This window comes from Pseudomonas sp. NFPP04 (assembly GCF_900113815.1).
GTDB classification, from domain to species: domain Bacteria; phylum Pseudomonadota; class Gammaproteobacteria; order Pseudomonadales; family Pseudomonadaceae; genus Aquipseudomonas; species Aquipseudomonas extremorientalis.
Genome location: NZ_FOQS01000005.1, coordinates 181974 through 200860 on the forward strand (window position 1 = coordinate 181974; position 18887 = coordinate 200860).

General features: G+C 63.1%; 20 protein-coding genes. 12 read left to right on the plus strand and 8 right to left on the minus strand.

From position 1 onward, the window contains the following. Nucleotides 1-53: 53 nt before the first annotated feature. Nucleotides 54-938, plus strand: coding sequence for a 1-aminocyclopropane-1-carboxylate deaminase/D-cysteine desulfhydrase (locus tag BM017_RS12940; RefSeq protein WP_092244802.1), 885 nt, complete (start codon nucleotides 54-56; stop codon nucleotides 936-938). Here the strand turns inward: BM017_RS12940 and BM017_RS12945 are convergent. The 3 genes from BM017_RS12945 to BM017_RS12955 form a co-directional block, all read right to left on the minus strand. Further along, nucleotides 928-1485, minus strand: a complete 558-nt coding sequence (locus BM017_RS12945; protein WP_071492016.1) for a cytochrome b — start codon at nucleotides 1483-1485, stop codon at nucleotides 928-930. The genes BM017_RS12940 and BM017_RS12945 overlap by 11 nt on opposite strands. Before the next feature lie 114 nt (nucleotides 1486-1599). Then, on the minus strand, nucleotides 1600-2427 hold the full coding sequence (gene phnX, locus BM017_RS12950) for a phosphonoacetaldehyde hydrolase (RefSeq protein ID WP_092244805.1): 828 nt from the start codon (nucleotides 2425-2427) through the stop codon (nucleotides 1600-1602). After that, on the minus strand, nucleotides 2424-3545 hold the full coding sequence (locus tag BM017_RS12955) for a 2-aminoethylphosphonate--pyruvate transaminase (protein WP_092244808.1): 1122 nt from the start codon (nucleotides 3543-3545) through the stop codon (nucleotides 2424-2426). The genes phnX and BM017_RS12955 overlap by 4 nt, the downstream gene beginning before the upstream one ends. A gap of 110 nt (nucleotides 3546-3655) precedes the next feature. On the opposite strand from BM017_RS12955, the gene BM017_RS12960 reads away from it, so the two are divergent. Together BM017_RS12960 and BM017_RS12965 are read left to right on the plus strand one after the other, a co-directional pair. Next, nucleotides 3656-4513, plus strand: a complete 858-nt coding sequence (locus BM017_RS12960) for a LysR substrate-binding domain-containing protein (RefSeq protein ID WP_092244811.1) — start codon at nucleotides 3656-3658, stop codon at nucleotides 4511-4513. Nucleotides 4514-4613: 100 nt separating this feature from the next. Then, nucleotides 4614-5321, plus strand: a complete 708-nt coding sequence (locus BM017_RS12965) for a YebC/PmpR family DNA-binding transcriptional regulator (RefSeq protein WP_058423896.1) — start codon at nucleotides 4614-4616, stop codon at nucleotides 5319-5321. Between the two features lie 43 nt (nucleotides 5322-5364). Here the strand turns inward: BM017_RS12965 and BM017_RS12970 are convergent, their stop codons facing one another. Together BM017_RS12970 and zapE are read right to left on the minus strand one after the other, a co-directional pair. After that, nucleotides 5365-6666: a protein kinase gene (locus BM017_RS12970; RefSeq protein ID WP_092245521.1), complete on the minus strand. Its 1302-nt coding sequence runs from the start codon at nucleotides 6664-6666 to the stop codon at nucleotides 5365-5367. Nucleotides 6667-6705: 39 nt separating this feature from the next. Further along, nucleotides 6706-7800 carry a cell division protein ZapE gene (gene zapE, locus BM017_RS12975; protein WP_092244814.1) on the minus strand — a complete coding sequence of 365 codons (1095 nt, stop codon included), beginning with the start codon at nucleotides 7798-7800 and terminating at the stop codon, nucleotides 6706-6708. A gap of 224 nt (nucleotides 7801-8024) precedes the next feature. Here zapE and BM017_RS12980 point away from each other — a divergent pair, with 224 nt between their 5' ends. From BM017_RS12980 to BM017_RS13010, 7 genes are all read left to right on the plus strand, one after another. Then, complete coding sequence (locus BM017_RS12980; protein ID WP_170856079.1) at nucleotides 8025-8513, plus strand: Csu type fimbrial protein; 489 nt, start codon at nucleotides 8025-8027, stop codon at nucleotides 8511-8513. Beyond that, nucleotides 8507-9049 (plus strand): Csu type fimbrial protein, encoded by a 543-nt coding sequence (locus tag BM017_RS12985; RefSeq protein WP_092244821.1) that lies wholly within the window; start codon nucleotides 8507-8509, stop codon nucleotides 9047-9049. Before BM017_RS12980 ends, BM017_RS12985 begins: the two co-directional genes overlap by 7 nt. Nucleotides 9050-9067: 18 nt before the next feature. Further along, nucleotides 9068-9610 (plus strand): Csu type fimbrial protein, encoded by a 543-nt coding sequence (locus tag BM017_RS12990; protein ID WP_034107216.1) that lies wholly within the window; start codon nucleotides 9068-9070, stop codon nucleotides 9608-9610. A gap of 2 nt (nucleotides 9611-9612) precedes the next feature. Continuing rightward, nucleotides 9613-10101 (plus strand): Csu type fimbrial protein, encoded by a 489-nt coding sequence (locus BM017_RS12995; RefSeq protein ID WP_092244824.1) that lies wholly within the window; start codon nucleotides 9613-9615, stop codon nucleotides 10099-10101. A 25-nt stretch (nucleotides 10102-10126) separates the two neighbouring features. Further along, nucleotides 10127-10915 carry a fimbrial biogenesis chaperone gene (locus tag BM017_RS13000; RefSeq protein ID WP_071492008.1) on the plus strand — a complete coding sequence of 263 codons (789 nt, stop codon included), beginning with the start codon at nucleotides 10127-10129 and terminating at the stop codon, nucleotides 10913-10915. Nucleotides 10916-10986: 71 nt separating this feature from the next. After that, the gene (locus tag BM017_RS13005; protein ID WP_092245524.1) at nucleotides 10987-13344 is read left to right on the plus strand and encodes a fimbria/pilus outer membrane usher protein; all 2358 of its coding nucleotides are present in this window, start codon (nucleotides 10987-10989) and stop codon (nucleotides 13342-13344) included. Then, nucleotides 13341-14315, plus strand: a complete 975-nt coding sequence (locus BM017_RS13010; protein ID WP_092244827.1) for a Csu type fimbrial protein — start codon at nucleotides 13341-13343, stop codon at nucleotides 14313-14315. Before BM017_RS13005 ends, BM017_RS13010 begins: the two co-directional genes overlap by 4 nt. On the opposite strand, the gene BM017_RS13015 is transcribed toward BM017_RS13010, so the two are convergent. Both BM017_RS13015 and BM017_RS13020 read right to left on the minus strand, forming a co-directional pair. Further along, the gene (locus tag BM017_RS13015) at nucleotides 14312-15049 is read right to left on the minus strand and encodes an anti-sigma factor family protein (RefSeq protein WP_092244830.1); all 738 of its coding nucleotides are present in this window, start codon (nucleotides 15047-15049) and stop codon (nucleotides 14312-14314) included. The two genes, BM017_RS13010 and BM017_RS13015, sit on opposite strands and share 4 nt — an antisense overlap. After that, on the minus strand, nucleotides 15046-15552 hold the full coding sequence (locus tag BM017_RS13020; RefSeq protein ID WP_092244834.1) for an RNA polymerase sigma factor: 507 nt from the start codon (nucleotides 15550-15552) through the stop codon (nucleotides 15046-15048). Before BM017_RS13020 ends, BM017_RS13015 begins: the two co-directional genes overlap by 4 nt. A 167-nt stretch (nucleotides 15553-15719) precedes the next feature. Between BM017_RS13020 and BM017_RS13025 the strand changes: the two genes are divergently transcribed. Together BM017_RS13025 and BM017_RS13030 are read left to right on the plus strand one after the other, a co-directional pair. Next, entirely contained in the window at nucleotides 15720-16802 is a 1083-nt protein-coding gene (locus BM017_RS13025) for a catalase family peroxidase (protein WP_092244838.1), read from the plus strand. Next, entirely contained in the window at nucleotides 16799-17338 is a 540-nt protein-coding gene (locus tag BM017_RS13030) for a cytochrome b (protein ID WP_092244841.1), read from the plus strand. Before BM017_RS13025 ends, BM017_RS13030 begins: the two co-directional genes overlap by 4 nt. A gap of 18 nt (nucleotides 17339-17356) precedes the next feature. Here the strand turns inward: BM017_RS13030 and BM017_RS13035 are convergent, their stop codons facing one another. Continuing rightward, nucleotides 17357-18508, minus strand: a complete 1152-nt coding sequence (locus tag BM017_RS13035; RefSeq protein ID WP_092244844.1) for a M14 family metallopeptidase — start codon at nucleotides 18506-18508, stop codon at nucleotides 17357-17359. Between the last annotated feature and the right edge of the window lie 379 nt (nucleotides 18509-18887).

An 18887-nucleotide genomic window follows, 5' to 3' on the forward strand; every position in this document is an offset into this window, starting at 1 on the left:
CGGGGCGGGGCGGTGGTAGACTACCGCCCCGTTTTTCATGCAGATCCCGCCCGATGGGTCCCTTCGATTGGCTTCCCCACGCACCGCTTGAACCGCTGTATCTGGATTGGCTCAGAGGTGTCGAGCTGGCCGTGCTGCGCCTGGATCGCATCGACCCGCTGATCAGCGGCAACAAGTGGTTCAAGCTCATCGGGCATCTGGCGCAGGCGCAGGCCGCTCGTGGCCTGATCAGCCTGGGCGGGGCTTACTCCAACCATCTGCATGCCTTGGCTGCCGCCGGCAAGCGCTTCGGTTTCCCTACCGTCGGCCTGCTGCGCGGGCACCCGCAAGACACGGCCACCGCCCTCGACTTGAAAGCTTTTGGCATGCAGTTGCATTGGCTGGGTTATGGCGGTTATCGCGCGCGGCATGAACCGGGTTTTTGGTTGCCGTGGCGTGAGCAATATCCCCACCTGCACCCCGTGCCCGAGGGCGGCGGTGGCCGTGCGGGCGCCCTGGGTTGCGCGGTGCTGGTTGAGCAGGTGCGTGTGCAGTTGCACAGCGTGGGCTGGACGGATTACGACGCCTGGTGGCTGGCCGCAGGCACCGGCACCACCCTGGCCGGCCTGGCGCTGGCAGAGGCGGGCGCGCACCCGGTGTACGGCGCCATGGCGGTGCCGGACGATCATGGTGTGGCGCAGAACGTCGAGGCCATCGTGCAGGGCGGCTATGAACTGCTGGACGCCAGCCGAGGTGGCTTCGCCAAAGTCGACGCCGAGCTGCTCGACTTCATCGAGACCACGCAACAAGCCTGCGGCGTGCCCCTGGAACCGCTCTACACCGGCAAGGCGTTACTGGCCTTGAAGGTGCAAATCGAAGCCGGACGCTTCGCACCCGGCACTCGTCTGGTCTTCGTCCACACCGGCGGCCTCCAGGGCCGGCGCGGCTTCAAGGGTTAGCGCGCTTGCCCGGCATCATCCGCAACGCGGTGTTATCCCGCAGGATGTAGTGGTGAGCGATCCCGGCCAATGCATGCAGGCCGATCAACCAGTAACCGATCTTGCCGAACAGCACATGCCAGCCTTCAATCTGCTTGGCCAGCGCCTTGTTTTCCGCGATCAGCGGCGGCAATTCAATGCCATAGAACATCACTGAATGCCCCTCGGCACTGACAATCAGCCAGCCGGCGATCGGCATGCCGATCATCAATGCGTACAGGGCAAAGTGCATCAGGGTTGCCAGCAGGCTCTGCCACGGCGGCGGCGCCGGTACGATCTTTGGCGCTACCCCCAGGCTGCGCGCGAACAGGCGCAGCCACACCAGCACAAACACGGTAAGGCCGAACATGAAGTGCATCTCGACGATCAACGTTCGTGCACCGCTGCCTTTGGGAAACTGTCCGCGTAACTCAATGCAGGCGTAGACCACCGCCAGTAGCACCACCATCAACCAGTGCAACGCAATCGACATGGTGCTGTAGCGTGTATCGGAGTTTTTCCACGGCATCGCTGGGTTCCTCACTCATCAGGGCATACCTCCATTCTTTGGCGATGGAGTCCTTTAACTGTATGCCGGTTTTGAGCGGATTGCCTGGGGTAAGTGCCGTGATGTTGACCTCTATCAGTCGCTCTGCGGCATTTCCCCACGGGCCAGGCGCGCATTGATGGCGGTGATGACAGAAGGCAAGTCGTTGATGGTGTCGATCAAGTAATGCGGACGTGAACCTTCGAACATCGCTTCGATGCGCTTGCGCTCGCTGGCCAGAGTCGCGGCATCCAGGGCACGGAACTGTTCGTAGGTCAAACCCAGTGCATTGCCGGAGCAGGTCAGGGCCACGGTCCACATGCCGGCGCGCCGCCCTTCGAGGATGCCCGGCACGGTGTCGTCGACCTTCACGCATGCCGCCACATCGTCAATGCCCAGGGCGATGACGTTGGCCAGCGCCTGGGCCGGCCATGGGCGACCGTTGGGCACTTCGTCGGTGGCGACCACATGGTCGGCGATATAGCCGTTGGTGGCGGCCAGGGCAACCACCTTGTCCATCACTTGCTTGGGGTAGCCGGAGCAGGAACCGATCTTGATGCCTTGCACCCGCAGCCGGGCGAGGGTGTCGAGGGCGCCGGGAATCAGCGCCGAGTGCTCGGCGATCTTCTCGATCTGCAACGGCATGAAGCGTTGATAGATGGCCGTCACGTCATCGTCGGTGGGCGTGCGACCGAAGGCCTTGCGGTAGCGCTCGGCGACGTGCGGCTGATCGCACAAGGCACGGATGTGATCCCACTTGCCCATGCCCATCGGGCCACGGGCTTCTTCGATGGAGACTTGCACGTCGAATTCGGCGAAGGCTTCGACAAAGATCTGCGTGGGGGCGAAGGAGCCGAAGTCGACCACGGTGCCGGCCCAATCGAGGATCACGGCTTGCAGGGCGTTGGGGTTCTGGTAGTTCATGCGTGTGCTCCAATCGATGAGAGGGTGAGACCCATGGCCTGCAATCCGTCGGCGATGGCGGTGACGGCGGCGTGCATGTCGTTGGCATCGACATGGCCGATGCAGCCCACGCGGAAGGTTTCCACCTGGGTCAGTTTGCCCGGATACAAGATGAACCCCCTGGCCTTGACCCGTTCGTAGAAATCCCTGAACTGGTAGCGCGGGTCCTGGGGCGCGTGGAAGGTGACGATGATCGGCGCCTGGATGGCGGCCGGCAGGAAACTGCGCAGGCCCAGTTCGGCCATGCCGTCCAGCAGTGCCTTGCAGTTATGGGCGTAGCGTTGATGACGTGCGGGCAGGCCGCCTTCCTCGGCATATTGCAGCAGCGCTTCATGCAGGGCCGCCACCACGTGGGTCGGTGGGGTGAAGCGCCATTGGCCGGTCCTGGCCATGTAGCTGTGCTGGTCGAACAGGTCCATTGCCAGGGAGTGGCAGTTGCCTTCGGCGGCGCTCAACGCCTGTTTGTCGACGAAGACAAAACCCATGCCCGGCACGCCTTCCAGGCACTTGCCGGAGGCGGCGATCAGGGCGTCGAATGGCACCGTGCGGGCATCGATGGGCAACGCGCCGAAGGAACTCATGGCATCGACGATCAGGCGCTTGCCGTGGTGTTTCACCACCTGGGCGATCTCGGCCAATGGGTTGAGAATACCGGTGCTGGTTTCGCAGTGGATCAGCGCGACATGGGTAATGGTCTTGTCGGCGTGCAGCAGGCGGCCCACATCGGCGGCGGTGGTGGGGTGGTCCTCGGCGGTTTCGAAGGTGCTGAAATCGCGGCCCAGTATTTCGCAGATTTTCGCCAGGCGCTTGCCGTAGGCGCCGTTGATCAGCACCAGCACCTTGCCGTTGCGCGGGACCAGGGTGCCGATGGCCGCTTCGACGGCGAAGGTGCCGCTGCCTTGCAAAGGCACGCAATGGTGGCTCGCGGCGCCGTCGATGATTGCCAGCAACTGTTCGCAGACGCTGGCGGTAAGCTGGTTGAAGCGCTCGTCCCATGAACCCCAATCCACCAGCATGGCCTGGCGGGTGCGGTTCGAGGTGGTCAGGGGACCTGGGGTCAGCAGGATGGGCGTCGTCATTACAAATCCTCGCGAAGCATCGGTTGAATCTACGGCGCCTAAATTGCAGTTTGGCTTGTCATCAATCAAATTGTTTGTTGTTATGCGAGCTATCAGTGAGGCCGATAGCCATGAACCTGTTCCAACTGCGTGCATTCGATGCCGTGGCCCGCGAGGGCAGTTTTACCCGTGCGGCGGCGCGGCTGTTCATCAGCCAGCCAGCGGTTACCGGGCATATCAAGGCCCTGGAGGAGCACTACCAGATCGCGTTGTTGCGCCGCACCGCCAGGCGGGTGGAACTGACCGAGGAAGGCACGCGGCTGGCGGCCATCACCCGGGCGATCTTCGGCCTGGTGGACGAAGCGCAGACCCTGCTGGAGGCCAATCGCCAATTGCTCACCGGACGCCTGGAAGTGGCGGCGGACGGTCCGCACCTGGTGATGCCGATGATCGCCAGCCTGCGTGCACGCTACCCGGGCATCACCGTGAACCTGCGCCTGGGCAATGCTCAGGAAACCCTGGCGGCGCTGTTGTCCGAGCATGCGGACGTGGCGGTGCTGACCGAGGTCGAGCCGCGCAATGGCCTGCACCTGCAGCCTTTGGCCGAATCGCGGATCTGCGCGCTGGTGCCGGTGGCGCATCCGTGGGCGAGGCAATCCGAGGGCGTTCACCTGGAGCAACTGCATGAGGTCATCATGGTGCTGCGCGAACCCGGCTCCATCACCCGGCGCACGTTTGACGGTGCTTGCCTGGCTGCCGGTGTACAACCCAAGGTGTTGCTGGAGCTGGACAGCCGCGAGGCGGTGACCGAAGCCGTGGCTGCCGAATTGGGGGTTGGGGTGGTGTCGTCGATGGAAGTCAGCCCCGACCCGCGCGTGCGCGCCGTGCCGATCCTGGGCGACGGCCTGGTGAACCGGCACCTGCTCGGTTGCATGGAACGGCGTCGCGCATTGCGCCTGATCCAGGCGTTTTTCGAGTTGGCGCCCTGACGGATTTTTGGTGGAACGATGTGTTTTTGCGCTATAAACTCTGCCCCCAAAGCGCCGGCCAGTAGACGTTTGGGCGCGATGGACATAAAGAGAGTGAGTCATGGGCGCACAGTGGAAAGTCAAACATAAAGAAGCGGCAGCCAATGCCAAGGGCAAGATCTTCGGCAAGCTGGTGAAAGAAATCACCATTGCCGCCCGCAATGGCGCCGACACCGCAACCAACGCGCACCTGCGTCTGGTGGTGGAACAGGCGAAAAAAGCCTCGATGCCCAAGGAAACCCTGGACCGCGCCATCAAGAAAGGCGCCGGTCTGCTCGGCGAAACCGTGCAATACCATCGCGTGACCTACGAAGGGTTCGCCCCGCACCAGGTGCCGCTGATCGTCGAATGCGTAACCGATAACATCAACCGCACCGTGGCGGAAATCCGCGTGGCCTTCCGCAAGGGCCAGCTCGGCGCTTCCGGTTCCGTGGCCTGGGACTTCAACCACGTCGGCCTGATCGAAGCCTCGCCGGACAGCCCGGACGCCGATCCGGAAATGGCCGCCATCGAAGCCGGCGCCCAGGATTTCGAAGCAGGTGAAGAAGAGGGCACCACCCTGTTCATCACCGAGACCACCGACCTCGACGCCGTGCAGAAAGCCTTGCCGGAGCAGGGTTTTACCGTGTTGTCGGCCAAGCTCGGCTACCTCTCGAAGAACCCGGTGAGCGGTTTGAGCGATGAGCAGATGGCGGAAGTCGAAGCCTTCCTCGAAGGCCTGGACAACCACGATGACGTGCAGGATATGTTCGTCGGCCTGGCCGGCTGATCCCTCACAATGCGGGAGGGGACTTGCCACCTCCCACATCGGCTCAGCGGAGTTGGACTGATTCCAGGAGCGCTTCGATCTCTTCGAATCCAGGCCGTGCGAATACCTCGTGCTGACAGCAGTTTTTCTGCAGCTCGACTAAGTCGCTGCTCACCTGCTCCTCAACTCGCTCCAACAATTCCCCCAGCAAAATCCCGAACGCCCGCACTTCAATACGCTGCAACGCCCTGGTTTCAAAGGTATTTTCCGTGGCATGGAACGACGCTGCGCCAAAGTCCCCGAGCAGGCAGTCACCTGCTTCATTCCACAGAATATTGTGGCCATACAGGTCGCCATGGGTGATGCCGTGCCGGTGCAGATGCGCCGCTACCGAGGCGATACCACGGGCCATACGCAACGCCACCTCCAGGCTGAAACGGGTGTCCGCTGCGTAGATATCCCGGGTGCACGACGCCAGGCTCGGCAGGGCCGCGAGGTTGCGGTAGCTCGGGTCGATCAGGTCCATCACCAGGGCGGCCTGGTCATCGGGGTGGCCGACCACGCGGCCTTCGACCTTGATCAGGTTGGGGTGCAGCCCGGCGGCGATACAGGCCTGCATTTCGTGCAGCGGCGAACCGTCGCTTGTGATGCTGCCCTTGTAAAGCTTAACGGCGACGGGCTTTCCTGACGGTGCCCAGAGCGCCTTGCGGATCACCCCGGAAGCGCCTTCGCCCAGCACGTCGGCCAGTTCCAGTTCGGACCAGGGAACCTCCGGTGTGGTGTCTTCATCCGCCAGCGTCACCGCCATTTCCACCGGGTTACCGGCGTAGGCCAGCCAGGTCAGGCTCGGCAGCGTCAACAGCCACTCTGGCAGGTGCGTTAACCGGTTGGCGGCGATGCGCAGCAGTTCGAGGTTGTGGCAGTTGGCCAGGCTTTGCGGCAGGTGCGCCAGCTGGTTGCCGGCCAGCATCAGTTTTTGCAGCAATGGCCGTTCGCCCAATGCCTCGGGCAGCGCGCTGATGCGGTTATCGGTCAGGATCAGCCAGCGCAGCAGCGGCGGCAACGCTACGGCGGGCACGAGGCTGATCTGGTTGGCCTTGAAGCTGATCATGCTCAGGTTGGCGCATTGACCGAGGCAAGCCGGCAGCTCGGTGAACCGGTTGTCCGAGCAGAACAGCACGCGCAGGTGCGGCAGGCGGTGCAGGTCGTCGGGCAGGCTGCTCAGGGCATTGCCGCTGAGGTTGAGGATTTCCAGGGAGTCGGCCAGCTCGAAGATTTCCCGGGGGAATTCGGTCAGCCCGCAGGACAGGTCAAGGCGCGTGATGCCGGCCAATTGGCCGGCCTTGAGTTGGGCGAGGGTATTCATGAACGGCGCGGTCACTCGGCAAAAAGGCGTGGAAGGCGCTCATGATAGCGGGTCGGACGCGGATTGCGGGGCGGCCTGCTGCAATTGTCCGAGACGGCTGGCGGTGCGGGCCAGGTCGATGGCCTGGCCGCTCAGGGCAATCTCGAGCGGCGATTCGCCGATCAATACCAGATGCTTGTCGCGGTCGTAGAGCACATCCACCAGGTTGATAAAGCGCTGTTGCACGGCAATCGGGCAGTTCGCCAGTTGAGGCAGGCCGTCGATGATCCAGTGGTCGTAGTCCTGGCACAGCAGCAGGTAGTCCATCACCGCCGTCAGTTGTTCGCACAGGTCGTTGAAGGTGAAGGCAATGCTGCGCCCTTCCTGGCGGCGGCACATCAAGGTCCGATGGCCGACGTCCAGGGGGCGCGGTGGGCTGCCTGCAGCGGGCAGGTCGAGCGCCGCGCGCTGGTCCGGGGTGCCCGGCCACACGTATTGACCGCAGGTAAACCGTTGCGCGCTCTGGGCCTGGGGCAGGCTGCGAAAGTCCTGGGGCGAGCTGACTTCCAGCACCTCCATGCGTGCGGCGATCAGGTCGATCACCGGCTTGAAGCGCTCATGGTACAGGGGGTTGGGCAGCAACCCTTGCGGTGCATAGTTGGACGTCACCAGCACCAGTACACCGCGCTCGAACAGGGCCTTGAACAGCCGCGTGATCAGCATGGCATCGCCGATATCATGGACGTGGAACTCGTCGAAACACAGCACCCGGCAGCCTGCCAACTGTTCATCGAGCGTCACGGCCAGGGCATCGTCCTGCGCATGGTGCGTGAACATGCCGCGATGCAGTTGGGCGAAAAAATCATGGAAGTGCACGCGCTGCTTCTCGGCGATCGGCAACGCCTGGAAGAACCCGTCCAGCAGCCAGCTTTTGCCGCGACCCACGGGGCCGTGGAGGTACAGGCTGCGGGCGGGCTGGCCGGCGAGCAGTTGTTGGGTTTCCCGGGCCAGGGCGGCAATTGCGCGGGTTTGACCGGTGCTCAGGGTGTAACCCTGTTGCTCGGCCTTTTGCTGAAAAAACGCGGGAATGGGCGAAGCGTCAAGGGGCCCGGGCTTTTGGCCGAGCAGGCGACGGATCAGGGAAAGCGCGGCCAATGCAAGTCACTCTGTATTTCGATGGTCGCTCACTTTAGGGCGCTCGCTGCGTTTTGACCAATAGAGAAGGGCGCTGCCAGCTATCTCGAAAAAGCATCTCACGCCGGTAATCCTGTCCAGACTGGCAGTTTCTCGCTGAGTGACTAACCTCCTACACAGCAGTCACCCCTGTACAAGGATCTGGGGCAGTGAAGGGACGAGCAGTATTGGCAGTCATGGGCGCAATGCTCTGCAACGCGGCTTACGGTGCACAGCTCCAGGTGGAGGTGCGTATCGATGTGCAGCGGGGCTGCCAGTTGGTGGGCACCACCCGCAGCGCTGGCATCGAGCAACTGGGCATACTGGATTTCGGCAGCGGCCCGCGTCTGGATGACCCGGCCGGGCCCCTGAGTGCGGCACTGATCAGCCAGCGCCAGCCGCGCCTGGAGTGCAACCCCGACACGCCGTACCAGGTCCGCGTCGATGGCGGCCTGCATGGTGGCACCGGCGAAGTGCGCTACCTCAGCGCCACCTCATCGACCAAACCCATTCCCTATCGCATCTATGCCGACGCGGCGCGGCGCGTGCCATTGCCGGTGGATGTGCCGCTCAGCGGCCGGGTGCCGGACACAGGCTTCGTCGACCTGCCGCTCTATGGTCGCATCGAGCCGCTCAAGGACATCCCCGCCGTCGGCCGCTACACCGACCTGCTCAAGGTCACGGTGACATGGTAAGCCGTTGCCTGGCCCTGGTGGCCATGGGCGGCCTGCTGGTGCTGGCAGACGACGTGCAGGCGGCTGTCGCCAGCGGGTTTATCCAGGCGCGGCTGGTGATCACCGCCAGTTGCGAAGTGAGCAAAGGCGTGGAGAGCGCGCCGGTCAACCCCACGGGCGGCACGGCGATGCTCGACTTCGGCAGTCAGGGCCCGACCTGGAACAACCCATTGGGTGCTGGCGTCACCGCTGGCGACAAGGCGCCCCTGGCGGTGTCGTGCAACCCCTCGGTCTCGAGCTTCACCGTGACCATCGACGGCGGCACCAACGGTGATGGCACCACCCGGCGCCTGAGCAATGGGCGCCAGATGATTCCTTATCGACTGTCCGCCGACCCGCAGGGGCACAGCACCTATAGCATCGGGCAACAACGCAATTTTGTCGCGGCCAAGGGCACCCAGATACCGATCCCGGTGTTTGGCTCCGTGGTGGCAAATACCAGTGCCTTACCGGCAGGGATCTACACCGACACGTTGACGGTGACACTGGACTGGTAACTCAAGAGGATGAAAACCATGCATGTACTTGTTTCGCGATTAGGTGTTTGCGCACTGGGCCTGGCGATGGCCTCCAGCCTCAACGCGGCGACCACGGTGACCGGGCAGATCACCTCCAGCCTGATATTGATCGCCAGTTGCCAGGTCAACGGTTCGGGCGCGGCTACCGGATTGAACTTCGGTAGCTTGAATTTCGGCACCACCAATAGCCTGTTCACCAACGCCGATGCCCAGTTGCTGGGCGGTACTGGCACCGGTGGCGCGTTGTCGATCCTGTGTTCCAGCGGCACTACGCCAGCGGTCAAGGTACGCGCCGGTGCACATGACGGCGCGTCCCCCGGGGGCAGCCGTGCATTGGCCGACGGTGCGGGCAACTTCGTGCCCTACGATTTCTACACCGACAGTGGCCACTCCGCACTGCTGGCGATTGACGGTGTGATCACCCTCGCCACCAGTACCGGCGTGGCGCAAACCGTCAACCTCTACGGTCGGGCGGTGGGCAAGGCGGGGCTGCCGGCGGGCACCTATACCGACACCGTGGCCGTGGAACTGACGTTCTAGCAATGTGGCTCAGAGTCTTGCTGGCCTGTGGGCTGGCGGTACCGCTGCCGTTGTCGGCGGTGACGAGCCAGAGTTTCCAGGTGAGCGCGACCATCATCCCGGGCTGCCTGATTGTGGGCGGCAGCTCCAATTATGGTGCGCTGACCTATGGCAGTCATTCGGCCCTGGCCACCAGCACGGTCACGGCGGCGCTGACGGGGGGCGTGACGTTGCAATGCACACCGGGTGTGACGCTGAGCATGAGCGTCGACGGCGGGCAGCACAGCAGCACCGGGCGCAATCTGCAGCTCAATAGCGGTAGCGCGCGGGTGGCTTACCAGTTGTTTCGGGATGCGGCGTTCAGTCAGGGCCTAGGGATCGACCAGAGCGTCAACGTGGCCTACAGCGATGCGAACAATATCAGCCTGCCGATCTACGGGCGGGTGCAATTGCCGGGCAATCAGCCTGGGGGGACATACAGCGACACGCTGCAGGTGCAGCTGACGTGGTAAGGCTATCGGTATAAGGAGTGGGGTTATGCGTTCACCATCCCGGCGGTTGTGGGCCGCGGGCATTGCCTTGAGTGCGGTGTGCACGGCGGGGCTTGTGCAGGCGGCCAGCTCGGTGCTGATCTGGCCCATCGACCCGGTGCTGGAGGCCGATCAACAGGCTAGCGCGCTGTGGCTGGAAAACCGTGGGACCGAAACCGCGAGCCTGCAGATTCGTGTGTTTGCCTGGAGCCAGAGTGGTTTCGAAGAGCAATACCAGAACCAGCGTGATGTGATCGGCAGCCCGCCCGTAGCGCGGATCGAGCCGGGGCAGAAACAATTGGTACGCCTGACCCGCACCCGTGAAGTACCACCGGGGCAAGAGTTGGCCTACCGCATCATCATCGATGAAATCCCTTCACCCCTGCAGGTGCCCACGCCGCCGGAAGGCAAGAACACCGCAGCGGCGATCCGCTTTCAGATGCGTTATTCGGTGCCGCTGTTCGCCTACGGCGCGGGCCTGTGGAACAAGGAGGACAGCACGCGCCAGCGTGACCCCAAGGGCGCGGGCAAGCCGGATCTGAGCTGGCACAAGGTCACGGTAGCAGGGCGCGACTACATCGAAGTGCGCAACCAGGGCGCCGTGCATGCGCGCCTTACCGATGCCGCATTCAAGCAGGGCGGGCAGACACGGCCCTTGGTGGATGGCCTGTTGGGCTACGTGTTGCCGGGCGCCAGCATGCGTTGGCCGGTGCCGCCAGCGCTGTCGGCCGACCAGCCGCTGCAGGTCAGGGTCAACGGCGCATCCCAGTTGGAAAGCCTCGCGCCGCAGCGGTAACAAGCCTGTAACGGGGCAGGAACGCCCCGGGATTTAAACGGATGGAGATGTCCATTGAAGGACACAACGCCATGGTGAGTCGTGGTCTGGCTCGCAGTCTATGGCTGTCGGTGGTGGGCGGACTGGGCGGCGCAGTGGTTGCGCTTCCGGGCGTGGCTGGCGACCTGCCACCGCCCCCGAGCAGTATGGAGGCTGTCGCCGATGCACAGTTGTTTCTGGAGCTGGTGGTCAATCAGATGGACACCGGCCGCGTTATCGCGGTCGATCAACGGGCCGGGCAACTCTATGTGCCGGTCAGCGCGCTGCAGGACGTGGGCATGAAGCTGCCCGGCGAATTGAGCGGCAGCGTGGCGCTGGACGAGATCCCCGGCCTGCACAGCGATTACGACAGCAACGGCCAGCGCGTGCTGCTGGATGTGCCGCCGTCGTGGCTGAAGGAACAATTTATCGGCAACCGCGACACTTACCCGCGCACCCAGGCAATGAGCAGCTTTGGCGCCTTGCTCAACTATGACCTGTACTTCAACGACACTGACGAAGGCGGCAGCTACCTCGCCGCCTGGAACGAAGTGCGGCTGTTCGACAACTGGGGCACCTTGTCCAATACCGGCCAGTACCGCCAGACCTTGGCTGATGGTGTCAGCAGCGGTACGTTCAACAACGGCTACCGGCGCTATGACACTACCTGGCGCTTCTCCGATGATGAGCGGCTGCTGACCTACGAAGCCGGTGACGTGATCAGCGGCGCCTTGCCCTGGAGCAGTTCGGTGCGCCTCGGCGGTGTGCAGTTCTCGCGGGACTTCGCGGTGCGTCCGGACCTGGTGACTTACCCTCTGCCGCAATTTGCCGGTGAGGCCGCGGTGCCGTCGTCGGTGGACCTGTTTATCAATGGCTACAAATCCGATAGCGCGCAGTTGCAACCGGGGCCCTACACCCTGACCAACGTGCCGTTTATCAACGGAGCGGGCGAAGCGGTGGTGGTGACGACTGACGCCCTGGGTCGCCAGGTGTCGACCACCGTGCCGTTCTATGTGACCAGCACGCTGTTGCAAAAAGGCCTGACGGATTTTTCAGTGGCTGCCGGCACCTTGCGCCGGGAGTACACCCTCAAGGACTTCGCCTACGGCCCCGGCGTGGCGAGCGGTACCTTTCGTTATGGCTATTCCGACAATTTGACCCTGGAGAGCCATGCCGAAGCCTCCACTGACCTGACCCTCGGCGGCCTGGGCGGTAACCTGCGGCTGGGCAATCTCGGCGTACTCAATGCCGCCGTCAGCCAAAGTCGATTCGAAGGGCGTAGCGGCCAGCAACTGAGCCTGGGGTATCAGTACAACAGCACGCGCTATAGCCTGTCCTATCAGCGGGTGGAACGACACGACGAGTACGCCGACCTGACCCTGGTCGACACCGCTTACGCCAGCCTCAGCAAGCGCAGCGAGCAGGTGACGCTGAGCCTCAACCTTGAACGTTTTGGCAGCCTGGGCATGGGGTATTTCGACGTGCAGGCGGCGGACGATTCGCGCACGCGGCTGCTCAACCTGAGCTGGAGCAAGCCGCTGTGGCGCAATACCAGTTTCTACCTGTCGGCCAACCGCGAGATCGGCGACAGCAATTGGGCGATGCAGGCGCAGTGGGTGATTCCGTTCGACCTCAACGGCAGCCTGGCCTTGAGCACCGAGCGCAGCAAGGACGGCGTCAGTCGCCAGCGCCTCAATTACAGCAGCGCAGTGCCCAGCGAGGGTGGGGTGGGCTACAACCTCGGTTATGCCCAGGGCGATGGTGCGGCGTACCGGCAGGCCGACCTGACCTGGCGCTTGCAGTCGGTGCAACTGCAGGCCGGCGTGTACGGCAGCAGCGATGCCCAAACGCGCTGGGCGGATGCCAGTGGCTCGCTGGTGTGGATGGGTGGCGACACCTTTGCCGCCAACCGTATCAATGATGCCTTTGTGGTGGTGAGTACCCAGGGCTTCGCCGGTATCCCGGTGCGCTACGAGAACCAGCTGGTGGGCGAAACCGACCGTAATGGGCATCTCTTGGTGCCGTGGAGCAGCGCGTACTACCGCGCCAAATACGAAATCGATCCGCTGAACCTGCCGCTCAATGTGCAAAGCCCAAATGTGGAACAGCGTGTATCGGTGCGCCGTGGCAGCGGCTACCTGCTGGAGTTTCCGTTGCGCCGGGTACTCGCGGCGAGCGTTACCCTGGTGGACACCCAGCATCAGGAATTACCCTTGGGCAGCCTGGTGGTGCACGAGCAAAGCAACCAGCAGGCAGTGGTCGGCTGGGACGGCCTGGTGTACCTGGAAAACCTCTCGGCACATAACACCTTGCAGGTCACGCTGGGTGAAGGGCGTACGTGCCAGGCGCGATTCGAGGTCAACGAGCAGCAACAAGGCGTGCCGCTGATCGGGCCGTTGGTGTGCCAATGAGACGCGTGGGCTGGCTGTGGCTCCTCGGGATGGTGGGCTCGGGGCAGGCAATGGCGCTGTGTTCGACGGTGGCGACGGCTCCGGTGAGTTTTGGCTCGGTGAGTTCGATCAACGTACGCACCGCGACGCAAAACAGCTCGACCCTCAATGGCGGTTTGAGCTGCACCGCTTCACTGATCGCCCTCGGCACCAGTGACCACTTCTATGCCACGATCACCTCAACCACCAGCGGCATGGTCGGCCCCACGGGGGATGTGATCGGTTATACGATTTATGGCAACAACACCACCACGTTCCCTATTACACGAGGGCTTCAGTTCGATTTCGGTCCCAATGGCATTGCGACAAGCGCGGGTCTTTTGACGGGGCCGGGCAGCAAGAACCTGCCGCTTTACGTGGGCAGTATTACCGGGACCAATGTGGCGGCCGGGGTGTATACCGAAGTCCTCAGCGTTGCATGGACCTGGGATTATTGCATTGGCCTGGGGGTGGGCAACTTGTGCGTATTGCGGGACAAAAACCTGACTCCCCAAGTCAAGCTCCTGACCGTGAGCATGACCGTCACCAATGACTGCCAGATCACCGCGCCCAATATCAGTTTTGGCAGTGCGCCCGTCATCAGCGGGTTCACTGCCGTGACCGGCCAGACCATCAGTATTTCCTGCACCAAGGGCAGCGCCTACAGCGTAGGCCTGAGCGACGGCCAGAACGCCGTCAGTGTGGGCGGGCGGCGGCGCATGATCGCCGGCACCCACTACCTGGCTTACGACATCTTCAAAAGCGCCGGCACCACGCGCTGGGGCAGCGTGGGCGCGGCGCGGCGCGACAGTTCTACCGCCGAGGTCAACCCCGGCAACGGCCTGGGTATCGGCAGCCAGGTGTTCAACTACAACGCCAGGATCTACACCGATCAAGCCACACCGCCCGCCGGCACCTACCTCGACAACGTGGTACTCGACGTGGGCTTCTAGAACTTCAGCATCGCCGGGGCGGGCTGATCCGCCGGGCTGACCACTGCATAGTTGTAGCCGGCACCGGACCAGTACTGGGCCTGCAAGCCATCGGCGCTGCGGCTGCCACGGGGCAGAAAGCCGTTTTCCGGGCCTGGCGGGCGGATGTAGAAGCTGATGCGCCGCCCTTGCGGGTCTTCGTACAGCACCATGGCGGCGGCGCCTTGCTCGGTGGTGAGCAGGCGCCCGCTGACCGGCGTGAAGCCCGACGCGCTCAGGTCAGGCAGGCGGTGGGCCTGGTTGAAGTAGCGGTCGAGCCAGGCCTGCATCGTGCCGCCGCCCTGGCCCTTGTAGTCCGCCGGCATGATGCCGTCCTGGGCAAACAAGCGGAACGCCTGCATCGCGTCGGCCATGGGCAGTTGGGCCGGCTGGCTGACTTCACGGGCGTGCCAGCCACCGACACCGCCGAGGCCGACAGCGATCAGCAGCACGGCTGCCGTAGCCAAGTGGCGGCGTGATTGACGCTTGATGCGCTGGCGGATCAACGTCGGGTCCAGGTCCGGGTTGGCCGGTTGCTGCAGGGCACCGCCCAACGCGGCACGCAGCAACTGCGCGTCGTGCTGCCAGGCATGGACCTGGGCTGCGACATCCGGGTGGGCTGCCAGATAGGTTTCAAGTACACGGCGATCACTCTCCAGCAGTTGGTGATCGACGTAGGCATGCAAATCGCGTTCGCTGGGGGGCAGTCTGATCATTTGAGTATCCGCAGGGAAGGGCTGGCAATTTCGCCATCACTGAGTTGACGCAGGGCCTGGCGCGCACGGGAAAGGCGTGACATCACCGTGCCGAGGGGCACATCGAGGATCTCGGCGACTTCCTTGTAGCTCAAGCCTTCGACCGACACCCACAGCAACAGGGCACGCTGCTCGGTGTTGAGCTGATCGAAGGCTTGCAGGGTCGACTGGGCGATCACCGTGCGTTCGACCGATGGCTGCGTATCGTCACGCCCGGTAAAGAATTCCAGCATGCGCGCATACCGCCGGGTGCGACGGTGGGCATCGAGGAACTGGCGGTAGAGGATCGAGAACAACCAGGCACGCAAGTCGCCTTCGACACGTTTATCGGCCCAACTGATGATCGCCCGCTCCAGGGTCGACTGCACCAGGTCGTCGGCGCTGCTGGCGTTACGGGTCAGGGACACGGCAAAGCGCCGCAGCCTGGGGATGAGTTCACGTAACTGTTCGTCGAGTTCATGCATGGGAATCTGGCTGGCCACTACGCTGGGATTAGAGAGACGTGCGCCGTTGAGGGTTATTCCCCGTGCTTGAAAATAAATCCAGGGCCAGGGAATAGAGCCGATCGGCGTTCGTCTTCATGCTCCGACCTTATGTTCACCCCTAAGGCCTTTGGCCCCGGAGTTCCTTCATGGTAGATCACTCATCACCGCCTCGTCCCCCGTTGAGCACCGCGAGCCTGATCGCGCGCCTGGCGGGTATCGGTGCCGTGGTTGCGGTTGTGGCGGGGGCCTTTGCCTACGTCAACGGCACCCTCGACCCACAGCGCCTGCGTCCTAAAACCCTGGTCAACGCGCTGGAAACCAACAATGGCGTGCACCCGGGCTTTCGGCGTAACCATGCCAAAGGCATCTGCGTCGCCGGGTATTTCGAGAGCACGCCCGAAGCTCGCACCTATTCCAGTGCCCAAGTGTTCAGCGAGGCCAAGACCCCCGTGATCGGCCGCTTTGCCTTGCCCAGCGGCAACCCTTACGCGCCCGACAGCAGTGTGCCGATCCGCAGTTTTGCGGTGCAGTTCTCCCAGGCCAACGGCCAGCAATGGCGCACCGGCATGAACAGCATGCCAGTGTTCCCGGTGGGCACGCCCGAGGCGTTCTATCAGTTGCTCCAGGCCGGCGCACCGGAGCCCACCACTGGCAAGCCGAACCCGGCGAGCATGCCGGCGTTTTTCGCCGCCCACCCCGAGACCGCGCCGTTCCTGGCGTGGGTCAAGACTGCCAAGCCCTCGGCGAGCTATGCGACCGAAACCTACAACGGTATCAACGCGTTTTACCTGGTGGGCGCCGATGGCAAGCGCCAGGCCGTACGTTGGGGCGTGGTGCCGCAGCGTCAGGATGCGCCGGGCGATACCGCGCCAGCCGGAAGTGATTACCTGGAACAAGACCTGGTGCAACGCTTGGCCGCCGGGCCGCTGCGCTGGCAGTTGAACATGACCCTGGCCAACCCGGGTGACCCGGTGGACGATGCGAGCAAGGCCTGGACTGGCGAGCATAAAGTCATCAATGCCGGCACCCTGGTGTTGCAAAGCAGCCAGCCACAGGCGGACGGTGATTGCCGCGACATCAACTTCGACCCACTGATTCTGCCCAGTGGTATCGAAGCGTCCAATGACCCGTTGCTGGCGGCACGCTCGGCGGCGTATGCCAGTTCCTACCTGCGCCGCGCCGGTGAAGTCGGCCCGTTGCACAGCGCCCCTCAGGAGTCGAAGCCATGAATGCCCAACCACGGTTTTTTGCCCCGCTGGCGCGCCTGCTGCACTGGCTGATGGCGCTGATGATCATCGCCATGCTGTTTATCGGTGCGGGCCTGGCGGCTTCAGTGTCGGAACGGCATGAGTGGTTGATCCACCTGCACAAGCCGCTGGGTATCGCGATTCTGGCGCTGGTGATCGTGCGCCTGGCGGTTCGGTTCTCCACGCGCCAACCGCCGCTGCCCGTCGACCTGCCGTTGTGGCAAGTGTTGGCGGCCAAGGCGTCCCATGTGGTGCTGTATGCCTTGATGCTGGTATTGCCACTGCTGGGCTGGGCGATGATTTCGGCGGCAGGCGATCCGGTGATGCTCAGCAGTTCTGTGCGGTTGCCGGCGCTGGTGGGCGCGAACGCGCCATTGTTCGCGGTGCTGCGCAAGGCCCATGGTTATCTGGCCTACCTGCTGTTCCTGACGGTGCTGTTGCACCTGGCGGCGGCGTTGTTCCATGGGCTGATCCGCCGCGATGGCGTGTTGCAGAGCATGACCGGCACCAAGGAGTGATGCCGGTGGGAGAGGGCGTCAGCGCAGCACGGTGACGATATCGGCCACCGTGCTCAGCACGTCCTTGCCCAACTGCCTGGAGCGCTCGCCTGACCAGCCGGTCTTCGGGTTGGGCGCGTCGTCGTTGTCCTTGAAGGGCATTTCCAGGGTCAGTGACAGGCAGTCGTATTTCTGGCCGACCGCGTTGCACGCCAGGGTCATGTTGGCTTCGCCCGGCAGGTCGCGGGTGTAGCCGTGGGTGGTCTGGAAGTCGCGGGTCAGGGCGCTCAAGTGGCTGCGAAAGTGTTTTTCCAATGCCTCGATGCGTGGGGTGTAGCCGGGGTTGCCTTCGCAGCCGGCGGTGAAGACGTAGGGGATTTCCTCGTCGCCATGGATATCGAGAAACAGGTCGACGCCGTACTTTTCCATTTGTTGCTGGACGAACAACACTTCCGGGCTGCTCTCCTGGCTGGCGCTCTGCCAGGCACGATTGAGGTCCTGGCCCATGGCGTTGGTGCGCAGGTGACCGTGGAAGGCTCCGTCCGGGTTCATGTTTGGCACCAGGTACAGGTCGGCGACCTTCAGCAGTTTTTTCAGCTCGGCGTCACCGTCCTGTTGCAGGCGTTCGATGATGCCCTCCATGAACCATTCGGCCATGTGCTCGCCGGGATGCTGTTGGGCGATGATCCAGATCTTGCGCCGACCTTCGCCGCCCTTGCCGCGACGCAGTAGCTGGATGTCACGGCCTTCGGCACTTTTGCCGGTGGCCAGCAAGCAGGTATTGGCGCGACTCAGGGCCTGCTCGATCAGCCAGTCGTGGCGCTCGCGGCTATAGGGTTCGAAATAGGCGAACCAGGCGTGCTTCTCGCGGGTTTCCAAACTGATATGCAGGATTTCCCCGTCGAAGCGCGAAGGCACCCGGAACCAATTGACGTGGTCATAGGAGGCCACGGCGTTGTAGCCACTCCACGCGTGTGGGTAGGACGATTTACCCGCATTGCTCAGGCGAAAGGTGTGGGTATGGCCCACGTGCATGCCTTCGGCCTTGAAGTGGAACCATTGGTAATGTTGGCTGCGCGTGTCGGGTTTGATTGCCAGCAGTAACTGATAGGCGTCGTGGGCATCCAGTACCTGGATATTGCCACTGTCGAAGTCGGTGCTGATCCTGATGGAGGTCAAGGCCACGGTCATAGTCTGGTTGCCTGAATATGAGTGTTGTGGCGGCTATCTTACACAGGAGTCTGGTAAAGACTGGACGCAAAATTGTTGCGAAGGGGGAGGGGGCGTCTTCCTTGACGCCGCAGCAGCTTAGGATCTATGAGATTGATTCTCAAGCGCTATTTCGAAAAGATCGGGTCTAGAGCGGTAGACTGGCTTTCTTTTGGCGATAGTCTTTTGCTACCATGCGCGCCATCAAGCAACACACAGTCTTCATTAGCCTGAAGCCATGCCAGGGAAACTGGCAAAAAAAAGACCCGGCCAAAGAGCCGGGTCAAAAACCGTGATTAGCCTGATGAGGAGATATTCCAAGAGTCCGACCTAAGGTCCCTTGGCCTATCGACTGATCTCG